This window comes from Gillisia lutea (genome assembly GCF_021568705.1).
In the GTDB taxonomy this organism is placed as follows: Bacteria; Bacteroidota; Bacteroidia; order Flavobacteriales; family Flavobacteriaceae; genus Gillisia; species Gillisia lutea.
On record NZ_JAKGTH010000006.1, the window covers coordinates 545,234 to 558,534 of the forward strand.

11 protein-coding genes are annotated in these 13,301 nt (G+C 38.8%); 8 read left to right on the forward strand and 3 right to left on the reverse strand.

From position 1 onward, the window contains the following. Positions 1-78: 78 nt before the first annotated feature. Together L1I30_RS02530 and L1I30_RS02535 are read left to right on the forward strand one after the other, a co-directional pair. The gene (locus L1I30_RS02530; protein WP_236132675.1) at positions 79-567 is read left to right on the forward strand and encodes a methylated-DNA--[protein]-cysteine S-methyltransferase; all 489 of its coding nucleotides are present in this window, start codon (positions 79-81) and stop codon (positions 565-567) included. 126 nt (positions 568-693) lie between these two features. Further along, positions 694-1,407, forward strand: a complete 714-nt coding sequence (locus L1I30_RS02535) for a 3'-5' exonuclease (RefSeq protein WP_236132676.1) — start codon at positions 694-696, stop codon at positions 1,405-1,407. 81 nt (positions 1,408-1,488) lie between these two features. Here L1I30_RS02535 and amaB read toward each other — a convergent pair whose 3' ends face one another. Together amaB and L1I30_RS02545 are read right to left on the reverse strand one after the other, a co-directional pair. Then, positions 1,489-3,042, reverse strand: coding sequence for an L-piperidine-6-carboxylate dehydrogenase (gene amaB, locus L1I30_RS02540; protein ID WP_236132677.1), 1,554 nt, complete (start codon positions 3,040-3,042; stop codon positions 1,489-1,491). Positions 3,043-3,124: 82 nt separating this feature from the next. Next, complete coding sequence (locus L1I30_RS02545; protein WP_236132678.1) at positions 3,125-3,667, reverse strand: 3-hydroxyanthranilate 3,4-dioxygenase; 543 nt, start codon at positions 3,665-3,667, stop codon at positions 3,125-3,127. A gap of 245 nt (positions 3,668-3,912) precedes the next feature. Here L1I30_RS02545 and L1I30_RS02550 point away from each other — a divergent pair, with 245 nt between their 5' ends. The 6 genes from L1I30_RS02550 (at position 3,913) to L1I30_RS02575 (ending at position 12,298) form a co-directional block, all read left to right on the forward strand. Beyond that, the gene (locus L1I30_RS02550; protein ID WP_236132679.1) at positions 3,913-5,016 is read left to right on the forward strand and encodes an isoaspartyl peptidase/L-asparaginase family protein; all 1,104 of its coding nucleotides are present in this window, start codon (positions 3,913-3,915) and stop codon (positions 5,014-5,016) included. Between the two features lie 128 nt (positions 5,017-5,144). Next, a complete protein-coding gene (locus tag L1I30_RS02555; RefSeq protein ID WP_236132680.1) occupies positions 5,145-6,011 on the forward strand; it encodes a phospholipase A in 867 nt (288 codons plus the stop codon). A gap of 81 nt (positions 6,012-6,092) precedes the next feature. Further along, positions 6,093-6,608 (forward strand): GbsR/MarR family transcriptional regulator, encoded by a 516-nt coding sequence (locus tag L1I30_RS02560; protein ID WP_236132681.1) that lies wholly within the window; start codon positions 6,093-6,095, stop codon positions 6,606-6,608. Beyond that, on the forward strand, positions 6,595-7,725 hold the full coding sequence (locus L1I30_RS02565) for an efflux RND transporter periplasmic adaptor subunit (RefSeq protein WP_236132682.1): 1,131 nt from the start codon (positions 6,595-6,597) through the stop codon (positions 7,723-7,725). Before L1I30_RS02560 ends, L1I30_RS02565 begins: the two co-directional genes overlap by 14 nt. Positions 7,726-7,730: 5 nt before the next feature. Beyond that, positions 7,731-10,880 (forward strand): efflux RND transporter permease subunit, encoded by a 3,150-nt coding sequence (locus tag L1I30_RS02570; protein WP_236132683.1) that lies wholly within the window; start codon positions 7,731-7,733, stop codon positions 10,878-10,880. Between the two features lie 11 nt (positions 10,881-10,891). After that, positions 10,892-12,298 carry an efflux transporter outer membrane subunit gene (locus L1I30_RS02575; protein WP_236132684.1) on the forward strand — a complete coding sequence of 469 codons (1,407 nt, stop codon included), beginning with the start codon at positions 10,892-10,894 and terminating at the stop codon, positions 12,296-12,298. A gap of 86 nt (positions 12,299-12,384) precedes the next feature. Here L1I30_RS02575 and L1I30_RS02580 read toward each other — a convergent pair whose 3' ends face one another. Then, positions 12,385-13,260: a pirin family protein gene (locus tag L1I30_RS02580; protein WP_236132685.1), complete on the reverse strand. Its 876-nt coding sequence runs from the start codon at positions 13,258-13,260 to the stop codon at positions 12,385-12,387. Positions 13,261-13,301 lie beyond the last annotated feature (41 nt).

Genomic DNA, 13,301 nt, shown 5'->3' on the forward strand with positions numbered 1-13,301 from the left:
TTTACAGCAGCTTTTTTATTTCTTATCCTTAGCAAGTTTTCCTGTTATTCCCTAAATTACATTTTCAATTTATACCTGATGAGTAATACTCCCTCTTTAAAAGCACAACTTAAAACCCCTTTAGGGACTACCGAGATCTTTGGAGACGAAAGAGGTATTTCAAGAATTAGTATTACTAAGGAGGATATTACCGAAGACCAAGAGATTCCCCATTCTTTAAAGGATGCCGTGGCCCAACTTGACTCTTATTTTAAAGGAGAACTTAGAGAATTCGATTTAAAATTGAATCCGGAAGGAACCGATTTTCAAAAACGAGTTTGGGAAGCTTTACTCACTATCCCGTATGGAAAAACCTGTTCTTATACGGATCTTACCAAACAGCTTGGCGATATAAAAGCTATACGCGCTGCAGCAGCAGCCAATGGTAAGAATCCGTTATGGATAGTAATTCCTTGCCATAGAGTTATTGGTAGCGATGGTTCGTTAACAGGGTATGCTGGTGGATTGTGGCGTAAAAAGTGGTTGTTAGAACTTGAGACACCACCTATCCAAACCGAATTATTCTAACTGATTTCTCCCTCTCTTTTTTATATTAAAATTCACCGCAGCTTTAAAAAAATAAGTATTTTTAATAGCCCCGACGCCAATACTCAATTTTATATGTATTTGAATAAATTTCAATAATGCTGCACAATGCTTCGTAGACTCAATTTAGAACATATTCTTTTTTTAGACATTGAAACAGTGCCTGAAGAAAGGTCTTTTCAGAGTTTAACTCCTGAAAAACAAAGATTATGGGAAGAAAAATCCCAGTATCAAAGAAAGGAAGAAATAACTGCTGAAGAATTCTATAAGCGCGCAGGGATTTGGGCAGAATTTGGAAAGATCGTGTGTATTTCTGTAGGCTTCTTCAATATAAAAGAAGGAAATAGGCATTTCAGGCTTACCACCTTTAAAGGAAGAGAAGAAAACCTATTACTGGAATTTTCTAATCTGCTGGAAAAGCACTTTTATAAACCTCATCATTTGTTATGCGCTCATAATGGTAAAGAATTTGATTTTCCTTTCATTGCCAGACGAATGCTCATTCATAACCTGCCACTACCGGCGAAATTGGATCTTTTCGGAAAAAAACCCTGGGAAGTCCCCCATCTAGACACTTTAGAACTGTGGAAATTTGGAGATTATAAACATTACACTTCTCTTAAATTGCTTACCAATGTCTTGGGAATTACCTCCCCAAAAGATGATATTGATGGCTCTGAAGTGCGCGATGTTTTTTATGAAAGCCGGGAAGTGAACAGAATAATTACCTATTGCGAAAAAGATGTTATTGCAATTGCCCAGATAATTCTAAGATTAAGGCAGGAAGAACTATTGACAGATTCGGAGATAACTTCCGTTTGACCAATTTTGTGAAAATGGAAAGCTATCAAATAGAAAAAACCGCCTCTTTCGAAGCGGTTTTTTTTAGCTATAAAATTTAATTTATAGATCAAATTTGATTCCTTGTGCCAATGGCAACTCGGTAGTATAATTAATGGTGTTGGTTTGCCTTCTCATATACACTTTCCATGCATCCGATCCAGATTCACGACCTCCACCAGTTTCTTTCTCTCCACCAAAGGCTCCACCAATCTCAGCACCACTGGTTCCAATATTTACATTTGCAATTCCACAATCTGATCCATTTACAGAAAGAAAATACTCTGCTTCTCTTAAATTATTGGTCATAATTGCTGAAGAAAGTCCTTGATTTACTCCATTCTGAAGATCAATGGCATTTTCCACAGAACCTGAGTACTTCATCATATAAAGCACAGGAGCAAAAGTTTCATGCTGTACGATCTCAAAGCTATTTTCCGCTTCGGCAATTGCAGGTTTTACATAGCAACCGCTTTCGTAACCTTCACCTTGTAATACACCGCCTTCAACTATAAGATTTCCGCCTTCTTCAACTACTTTGGTCAACGCATTTTGATAGTTTTTTACAGCATCTTTATCAATAAGTGGCCCTACATGGTTTTTTTCATCTAAAGGATTTCCAATTTTTAACTGCTTATAAGCTGCAACAATAGCATCTTTCACCTTATCATACATAGATTCATGAATGATAAGTCTTCTAGTTGAAGTACAACGCTGCCCTGCTGTACCTACCGCGCCAAACACAGCACCAATAACGGTCATTTTTATATCGGCGTCTGGAGTTACTATAATGGCATTATTCCCTCCCAGTTCCAATAAGGTTTTTCCAAGACGTTCTGCTACTTTTGAAGCCACGATCTTTCCCATTCTGGTAGACCCTGTAGCTGAAATAAGCGGCATTCTTTTATCAGAAGTCATCATCTCTCCCACTTTATAATCACCGGTTACCAGACAAGAAATTCCTTCCGGCACTCCGTTCTCTTTAAATACTCTGGCAGCGATTTTCTGGCAGGCTACCGAGGTTACAGGAGTTTTTTCAGAACCTTTCCATACACAGGCATCTCCACATACCCATGCCAACGCAGTATTCCAGGACCATACTGCAACCGGAAAATTAAATGCAGATATAATTCCAACTACACCTAACGGGTGGTATTGCTCATACATTCTGTGTCCGGGACGTTCAGAATGCATGGTAAGACCGTATAACTGTCGCGAAAGCCCTACTGCAAAATCACAGATATCGATCATTTCCTGCACTTCTCCCAATCCCTCCTGATACGATTTTCCCATTTCATAGGAAACTAACCTTCCTAACGGCTCTTTCAAGCGGCGAAGTTCTTCATTGAACTTTCTAACAATTTCTCCTCTTTGTGGGGCCGGCATACTTCTCCAGGTCTTAAAACCCTCGGTTGCAGCACTCATTACCCTTTCATAATCCTCCTTTGTAGTAGCTTTCACTTTTCCTATTAAAGCGCCATCTACTGGCGAATAGGATTCTATAAGTTCTCCGCTCCCAAAGAAATCACTCCCGGTAGAAGTACCGTCATTTATATCAGCAAGACCCAGGTCTTTCAAGGCTTGTTTAATTCCAAATTTTTCAGCTATATCACTCATTAAATTTATCTTTTTATCTATAAAATTGTTTGTTCCTTGCGAAAATAAAAAATATTTAAGAAAAAGCTTAGTTTACTAATGCTTATCCTTCTGAAGCCGTAAAACGCTCGTCTACCGGCATCACTGTTCCACACTTATCACAGGTTCGTAGTTCTTTACTGCCATAAAAATGTTTAAAATGCTTTAAAAAATCGGTTTCAATATTTTCCAATGGAAAATATACTTCATGTAGTTTATGATTGCAGTTATCGCAGAACCACAGCAGGCCATCCTTGCCACCTTCTCCTAACCGCTTACGTTCTACAACTAAGCCAATAGATCCGTCATGCCTAACAGGAGAATGCGGTACTTTGGCCGGATGAAGGTACATATCGCCCGGGCCTAATTGCATGGTGCGTTTCTCCCCATCTTCCTGTACATGCACTTCTATATTCCCTTCCAGTTGATAGAAGAGTTCTTCTGTTTCATTATAATGATAATCCTTACGGGCATTGGGGCCACCTACAATCATCACGATATAATCGTCTGATTCTTTGTAAATATTCTTATTTCCAACAGGGGGCTTTAACAACTCTCTGTTTTGTTCTATCCAGGTATGGAGATTGAAAGGTTTATTGATAGCCATTTTTTAATTTTTCTTTTCCCTAAAATTAAACATTCTCATACAGATAGCTGTTATGCATCTCAAAATGTTTTTGGCGTGTGCTTAAAAGCACCGCACTATTCACTTCAAGTCCTCGTCCTACCCCGATAGTTATCGGGACGGGACTACGGGCTTTTCGTTGCTATCGCTCACGCATTTCAAGATAAGAATCTCAGGCTAAGAGTATTTTTGCTACTTTTATATATTATAGTTTAACCGCTTCAAATATGAAAAAATTACTACTTCTTTGCTGCCTAACAGTGGCTTTTGCATGCAATAATGCTTCCGAAGAAAAAAAACCAATAGGTCAACCCGATCCAGTTCCCACTTCGGATAAGGTGGAAACCGATAATTTTGGAATCGTACTGCACGGTGGTGCGGGGACTATATTAAAAGAGAATATGACAGACTCTCTCGAAAACGCCTATAAAATTGTTTTGGAGGAGGCTATACAAACAGGCCATGATATTTTAAAAAACGGAGGTACTTCTTTGGAAGCGGTACAAAAAACTATTAACATCCTGGAAGATTCTCCGCTATTCAATGCGGGGAAAGGTGCTGTTTTTGCAAACGATGAAACCAACCAAATGGATGCCGCAATTATGGATGGTGAAACATTGAACGCGGGAGCCGTTGCCGGAGTTACCACTGTTAAAAACCCCATCAATTTAGCTTTTCAGGTAATGGAGCATTCACCCCATGTATTATTATCGGGAAAGGGAGCAGAGCAATTTGCAAAAGAACGCGGACTCGAATTGGTAGATCCTTCCTATTTCTATACAGAAAATAGATTTCAATCCCTTCAGAAAGTAAAAGAAGCTGAGAAAAGGAAAGCAGATAGCCTAAATAATCAAACTGCATTTTACGACCCGTTTATCAAAGAATCTAAATTTGGAACCGTAGGCTGTGTGGCATTAGATAAGAATGGAAATCTGGCAGCGGGAACTTCTACCGGAGGAATGACCAATAAAAAATGGAACAGAATAGGAGATGTGCCAATTATTGGAGCAGGAACCTATGCTAACAATGCTACTTGTGCCGTATCAAGCACGGGCTGGGGAGAATATTTTATTAGAGGAGTGGTTGCCTATGATATTTCAGCTATGATGGAATACAAGAAAATGAGTCTGGAAGAGGCGGCGCAAGTTGTAATTCAGGATAAACTAACAGAACTTGGTGGCGAAGGTGGAATTATAGCCATAGACAAAAAAGGAAATATCGCTATGGAATTTAATTCGGCAGGGATGTATCGGGCTAGTATGAACAAAGAAGGAGAACTAACCATAGGTATCTACAAGCAAAATGAGGCGAAACCTGAAAATGAGAAGTAAACTTTCATAATAACCCACGTCTAAAGCCCCTGATTGAAAAACCAGCGGGCTTTTTCATTTTTAAATAAACACCTGTTTTATAATGTCTGGATATTCTTTTATTATATTTTTTTCCCAAAAAGAACACTATGAATTTTAAAGATCAACTTGTAAATAAGCAGTTTTACCTTACCTCCACTCTCATAGTTTTTATCATACTCTGTACATCATCAATAAAAACGCAGGCTCAAAGTCGATCCAGAGAAGAGATTAAGGATACTATTAAAAGTATGCCTTCATTTTCTATCTATCAGGACAACTATTTTATTTCAGGAGTTCCCACCAATAAAGAAATTACAAAACAAAATTCAGATATAAAATATCAAATTAGTTTTAAACAAATGGTGACAAGGGCAACCCTACCCTTTAATTCCTATTTATTCCTCACCTATTCTCAAAAAGCATTTTGGGACGTTTACAAAAGATCTAGCCCCTTTGCGGAAGTCAACTTCAACCCGGGAGTGGGCGTGGGAAAACCTGTTTTTAATAAAAATGATAAAATTGTGGGACTAGCAGAATTTAAAATGGAACACGAGTCTAATGGAAGAGATAGTATTGCTAGTCGAAGCTGGAATAGATTTACATTAACGTATAGCACTATGGTGGGTAGACATGGAATGCTAATCCTTCGAGGCTGGCTACCATTTGCTTATAAAGAAAGTAACGCTGATATCCTTGACTATGTTGGTTTGGGTGAAGCAAAATTTGAATACCATATTGTTGAAGACAAACTTATAACAGATATCACGATTAGGAAAGGTCTTAAAGATTGGCGGGGAGCAATAAGCAGTAGGCTACTCTATAAATTATTCAACAATTCCTCCAACCAATATTTAATGTTAGAATGGTTTGCCGGACATTCAGAAAGTCTTATCGATTATAGAGAATATACCAGCATGATTCGCTTGGGGTACGTAATAAAATCTTCCGACCTCAACTTACTGCGAGACAAATAAAATTAATTAACACAAAATTAAGTTTTGATTAGTTCGGTATTTCCCGAACTAATCCTAATTTTGCTGCCTTATTATTTTTTTATGAAAAAGGCAGAAATAATTTCCAGAAAGAACCAGCTTATTGAGCGCATGGGAGTGTACCTGGAAAATGAGGATAATATGGCGCCACTTGAAGCCAGAATATTTTCAACCCTCATTTTAACGGGAAAGAAAGGTATTACTTTCGAACAACTGGTTACAGATCTTTGTGCCAGCAAAAGTACTATCTGTACTCATTTAAACACCCTTCAAGTCTCTGGAAGAGCAAATTACTATACCAAGACCGGAGACAGAAAGCGATATTTTACCGTAGCTCCCAATAGGCTTATTCAGGTAATGGATGAGATGCTTCAAAAATGGAATTCACAATATGATATTCATAAAGAGGCTTTAGAGTACAAAGAATTGGTAAATACACTTGAAGAAACCTCTTTAGAACATGAATTCGACTTAGAATTCCACCAAGATTACCTTCAGTTCTTAGAGGAGGTTAGCGCTTCAGTACAAAAACTTAAAAATAAAATCATCCAAAAAGAAATACAGAATGAGAACAAGTAAATTTTTATATATCTCCCTTACCGCCATTGGCATGCTCGTATTTTTCACCGCATGTAATGACTCAGGAGCACAGCCTCAGGCACAAGCAGCTCCAGGTGCGTTCCCAACTGTAAAGGTTTCCAGTAGAGATGTAACTTCTTATAAAACATATCCAGCTAGGGTTGAAGGTACTATAAGTAGTGAGATTCGTCCAAAAGTTAGCGGATATATTCAGGAAGTAGCTGTGCAAGAAGGTCAGCGTGTTAAAAAAGGCCAATTATTGTTCCGCTTAGAGACCCAGTCTTTAAGTCAGGATGCCTCAGCTGCTAATGCGAATGTAAAAGCTGCACAGGTTGAGGTTGATAAATTAAAGCCGTTGGTTGATAAAAATATTATTAGTTCTGTTCAATTGGAAACTGCCAAGGCTAAACTTGCCCAGGCAAAAAGTGCTTATAATAGTATTGCAGCTAATATTGATTATGCCAGAGTAAAAAGCCCCGTAGAAGGCGTGGTGGGTTCCATCAATTTTAGAGAAGGCGCTTTGGTTAGCGCGCAAGATCCAAGAGCACTCACTACAGTATCAGACATTGCTGAGGTTTACGCCAATTTTTCCATGAATGAAAAAGACTTTATTGGCTTTTCTAAAAATGCCGAAGGAGCAAGTCTAGAAGAGAAAATTGCCAATCTGCCAGAGATCAAATTATTGCTTGCAGATGGATCGGAATATAGTGAAGCAGGAAAGATCGAAACAATTTCGGGAGATATCAATGCTCAAACCGGAAGTGTAACTTTCAGGGCAAAGTTCAGCAATTCTCAAGGTTTGCTTAGAAACGGTAGTAGTGTGAGTATTCTTATTCCCGAAATTTATAAAGATGTATTAGTAGTACCTACACTTTCAACTTTTGAAAGACAAGGCAAGACCTTTGTTTATAAAGTAGCAGAAAACGATAGTATTTACACTGCCGCTGTAGAGATAGCCGCTAAAGTGGATAATCTTAGCGTAGTTATTTCCGGACTGAACAACAACGATGAAATCCTGGCTAAAGGAGTTGGAAAAGTAAAATCGGGAATGATGATACAGCCCCAACTTACCAGCATAGACAGCATCACTAATTCATTTGAACCGGTATTTAAATAAAAAATATGCTTAAAACTTTTATACAACGACCGGTACTCTCTACCGTGATCTCTCTCTTATTATTAATTTTAGGAGTGATCTCACTTACCACATTACCAGTAACTCAATATCCCGATATTGCTCCTCCCACGGTACAAGTTAGTGCCGGATATCCCGGAGCGAATGCTGAAACTATCTTAGAAAGTGTTATAATTCCTATAGAAGAACAAATTAATGGGGTTGAAGGAATGACCTATATAACTTCTACTGCCAGCAACGATGGTTCGGCCAGCATACAGGTTTTCTTTGATCAGGACACCGATCCCGACATTGCTGCGGTGAATGTGCAAAACAGAGTATCCAGAGCCAATGCCTTATTACCACAGGCCGTGATCCAAAATGGGATTATTGTTCAAAAACAACAAACAAGTGCCCTGATGTATTTCTCTATCTATTCTGAAAATGACGAATATGATGGTACGTATCTTGAAAATTATATGAATATCAACATTATTCCTGAGTTACAAAGGATTAATGGGGTTGGGGAAGCCCGATCTTTTGGTGGGAAGAATTACGCTATCAGAATTTGGTTAGATCCTGAAAAAATGGCTTCCTATAGCCTGGTTCCTTCCGATGTTTCTGCCGCATTAAGCGAGCAGAGTTTAGAGGCTGCTGCAGGTTCTATAGGACAAAATAGCGGTCAGAATTTTGAATATGTGCTTCGGTATAAAGGAAGATATAAGACTGCCGAGGAATACGGAGATATTATTTTAAAGGCTCTGGACAACGGACAGATACTAAGATTACAGGATGTTGCCGAGGTAGAACTGGATGCACAAGGTTATTCTTCTAAAGCATTGGTGAATGGAAATCCTGGTGTTAACGTGGGGATTTTTCAAACTCCGGGTTCTAATGCTCAGGAAATCATTGAGGACATTCAAGTTAAATTAGAATCCCTAAAAAAGGATTTTCCGGAGGGGGTTAATTATTTCATCAATTACAACACAAACGATTTCTTAACAGCATCCATAGATAAGGTAACCGTAACTTTAATAGAAGCCTTTTTATTGGTGTTTATAGTTGTATTCATCTTCTTGCAAGATGTAAAAGCTACCGTTATCCCGGTAATAGCTGTTCCGGTTTCAATTATCGGAACATTTTTCTTCTTGAATTTATTAGGGTATAGTATCAACCTGCTTACCTTGTTTGCGCTTGTACTGGCCATTGGAATTGTGGTAGATGACGCGATTGTGGTGGTAGAGGCCGTATATGCCAAGATTGAAGGCGGCGCCAAAACTGCTGAAGAAGCCAGTATTTCAGCCATGGGTGAGATCTCAGGTGCTATTATCTCTATAACGCTTGTAATGGCAGCAGTATTTATACCGGTAACATTTCTAACTGGTCCAACAGGGGTATTCTATCAACAATTTGGGGTAACCTTAATTATTGCTGTAATTATTTCTGCAGTAAATGCTCTTACTTTAAGTCCTGCGTTATGTGCTATTTTCTTAAAACCTCATCAAGAGGAAGGCGAAAAGAAAAAAACTTTTCTTCAACGTTTTTACGATGCATTTAATACAGGCTTTGCAGCTTCCACCAGAAAATATGTACGAGGAGTACAATTTCTTACCTCGCATAAATGGATTACAGCTCTAGTATTGATAGCTGCTATTGCAGCTACATTTTGGGCGGCAAAATCTACACCTACGGGATTTGTTCCTACAGAAGACAGAGGAATCATCTTTATGAACCTTGAATTGCCGGAAGGCGCTTCTATGGATCGTACCGCTCAAGTAACTGAAACTTTATACAAGGAGATTATCAAGATACCCGGAGTACGTGGTGCTTCGATGATTAATGGTAGAAACTTTTTCTCTGGTGCAGGTGGATCTTATGCCCTCGGATTTATACCTCTGGATACATGGGATAAAAGGACCCACGACGATATTAGCATAGAAAGTATCACTGCCCAACTCAATAAACTGGCGGCAATGAATGCCCCGGATGCGAAAGTGATTTTCTTCCAACCGCCAAGTATTCCCGGTTTTGGGTCTTCAGACGGATTTGAAGCTAAGTTGTTAGACAGAACAGGAGGAAGTTTCAATGAACTGGATAAGGTAGCTTCCGATTTTACCGGTGCACTTATTCAAAAGAATGAGATAGCCTTTGCTTCCAATTCGTTTAGTACCAATTTCCCTCAATATCAAATCGATATCAACATTGCTACAGCAAAACGCGCGGGAGTATCGGTTAGTGACATTTTGAGATCGTTGCAAGGGTATGTAGGAGGAATTTTCGCAGCAGATTTCAGTCGCTTTGGAAAACAATACCGAGTATATATTCAAAGTTTACCAAACGATAGAGCCACGCCGGATGATCTCAGTAAGATGTTTGTGAGAAATAATCAGGGGCAAATGGCTCCAATAAGTGAATTTATCACTTTGGAAAGAGTATATGGACCACAATCGGTGAATAGGTTCAACCTTTTTAATGCCGTTACGCTCAATGGTTCTGCAGCCCCCGGATTTAGTTCAGGAGATGCCATTGCACAAATAGATCAATTAGCAGAAGAAACCTTGCCTGAAGGTTATGATATTGCCTATTCCGGTTTGACCCGAGAGGAGATCGCATCAGGAGGACAGGCTTCTACCATTTTTCTATTAAGTTTAGTGTTTGTGTATTTCTTATTGGCCGCACAGTATGAAAGTTATCTCATCCCATTTTCAGTATTGCTGACTTTACCTGTGGGAATTATGGGAGCTTTTCTAACTATAAAATTTGCAGGATTAGAAAATAACATCTTCTTCCAGATTGCGCTTATCATGCTTCTGGGCTTACTCGCAAAAAATGCGATTTTAATAGTTGAATTTGCTGTTCAAAGACGAAAGGATGGAATGAGCATTGTCGATGCTGCTATAGATGCCGCGCGAGTTCGACTTCGACCTATACTAATGACTTCTTTCGCCTTTATTCTTGGTTTGATGCCATTGGTGCTTGCTAACGGAGTGGGAGCTATAGGAAACAGATCTATTGGTACCGGTGCGGTAGGAGGACTTTTAGTAGGAACTATTTTGGGAGTATTTGTAACCCCTATCTTCTTTATAGTATTCCAAAGTTTACAAGAAAAGATCAGCAGAAAACCAAAACCGGACACTCAATCAATTTCAAAATATTAATGCTTTTATATATGAAAAAGCTTACCCTATATAAATCTTTTCTAATCGCAGCCATTCCTTTGCTTTTCCAAGCGTGTTTTGTTGCAAAAGATTATAAAAGAGAAGAGGCACTTGTCCCTCAAGAAAATCTTTTTAGAACCGATGCCATACCTCAAGATAGTTTGAGTATGGCAGAGGTATCTTGGAGAGAACTTTTTACCGACCCAATTCTAGCATCTTATATTGAAGAAGGTTTACAAAACAATCTGGATATTAGAATTGCTTTACAACAAATTCTAGCTGCAGAAGCTTATGTGAACCAGGGTAAGTCTGGATATCTACCAACTTTAGGAGCAAGTACGGGTGTTTCCCGTCAGGAGTTCTCCAAAAATTCAAACCCTAATCAAGCAGCTATTGGTAATTTTACCCAGTATGAAGTTGCAGCCAACCTTTCATGGGAAGCAGATATATGGGGGAAGATTCGCAGTAATAAACGCGCTTTCGATGCTTCATATCTTCAAAGCGTTGCTGCGCATCAAGCTGTTAAAACCAGATTGATCGCTTCTATTGCTACTACTTATTACCAACTTTTGGCTTTAGATGAACAAAGAAAAATTACCCTTGAAACTATAGATACGAGAAGTGAAAGCTTAGAAACCACTCAAGCCCTAAAAGAGGCAGGAAATTTAACAGAAGTGGGCGTAAAACAGACCGAAGCTCAATTAAATACGGCAAAAGCACTCTTACTGGATATTGAGAATCAAATTAGAGTTCAGGAAAATTCCCTCTCTATTTTATTAGGTCAGGCTCCACAGGCTTTAGAACGAGGAAGCTTAGAAAATCAAATTATTACTAGCGATTTAAATATTGGGATCCCTGCCCAATTATTAAGTAACCGCCCGGATATTTTGGAGGCAGAATATAATTTGATCAATGCTTTTGAACTTACCAATGTGGCAAAAAGTAATTTCTATCCTTCCTTACAGATAACCGCTTCCGGAGGATTTCAAAGTCTGGATCTGGAAAAACTATTTGATGTAAATTCTCTGTTTGCAAGTATGGTTGGTTCTTTAACGCAACCTATCTTTAACGGAAGAAGGATTAGAACCGAATACGAGGTTTCTCAAGCAAGACAAGAAGAAGCTAAATTGAATTTTCAACGTGCGCTACTTAATGCGGGAAAAGAAGTTTCTGATGCATTATACGCCTATCAATATAACACCCAGAAAATAGAAGTAAAATCTTTAGAGTTCGATGCTTACAATAAAGCTACAGGATATTCAGAAGAGCTACTGGATAATGGACTTGTAAACTATTTAGAGGTATTAATTGCCAGACAAAACAGTTTAAACTCTCAAATTGATATGGTAAATGCTAAATTCAGTCAGCTCGAAGCAATGGTAGAGTTATACAGAGCCCTTGGCGGCGGCTGGAGATAATTTGTTTTATGTTAATTGTTGAAAGGGACAGCCCCAAACTTTTAAAAGTTTGGGGCTGTTTTGTTTAAATAAAATTGGTTCGATACTTATTCAAGATATCCGAATTTTCCCATATTAACATCATTAAATGCCTGGATGATCTCCTGTTGAGTGTTCATTACAAAAGGACCATGTGCTGCTATAGGCTCATCAATTGGTTCTCCACTTAAAACCAACACTATTGCATCTTCCGTGGCTTCAATACTAAAATCTTCACCTTCATTCTCGAATAACACCAATTTATCAGTGCCCACAGTTTCTTCATTGTTTACCTTCACTTCCCCTTCAATTACAAGAATAACGGTATTATAATTGGCTGGAAAACTAAATTTCACTTTACCCCCTTCGTTCAACTTTGCATTTTGCATGTGCACAGGAGTGAAGGTGGAAGCTGAACCTTTAGTGCCATGATATTCGCCGGCAATAACCTCAACAATTCCTGCATTGTTAGGAAGTGTTACTTTATTGATATCGGCATTAGCTATTCCCTGATATTTAGGCGGAGTCATTTTATATTTTGCCGGTAGATTCACCCATAGCTGCACCATTTGGAAATCTCCTCCGGCTTTGCTGAACTCCTCCTCGTGGTATTCTTTATGTAAGATCCCCGAAGCTGCCGTCATCCACTGCACGTCACCTTGTGCAATCACACCACTATTCCCAGCACTATCATGATGCGCAATTTTACCCTGATACGCTAAGGTCACAGTTTCAAATCCGCGATGAGGATGCACACCAACCCCTCGCGCTTGTGTAGTTGGTGAAAAATAATGTTTAGAGTTATAATCCATCATTATAAATGGACTCATTCTTTCCATATCTAAGTGATATCCTCCCGGAATAAAGTTATGCACTCTAAATCCGTCGCCCACCATATGCGGGGCAGGTGGAGAAACAACTAATTCTATCTTCTTTGTTGCCATTTTTTATAGATTTTTAATTTACACTATAAAATTAAGCAGCT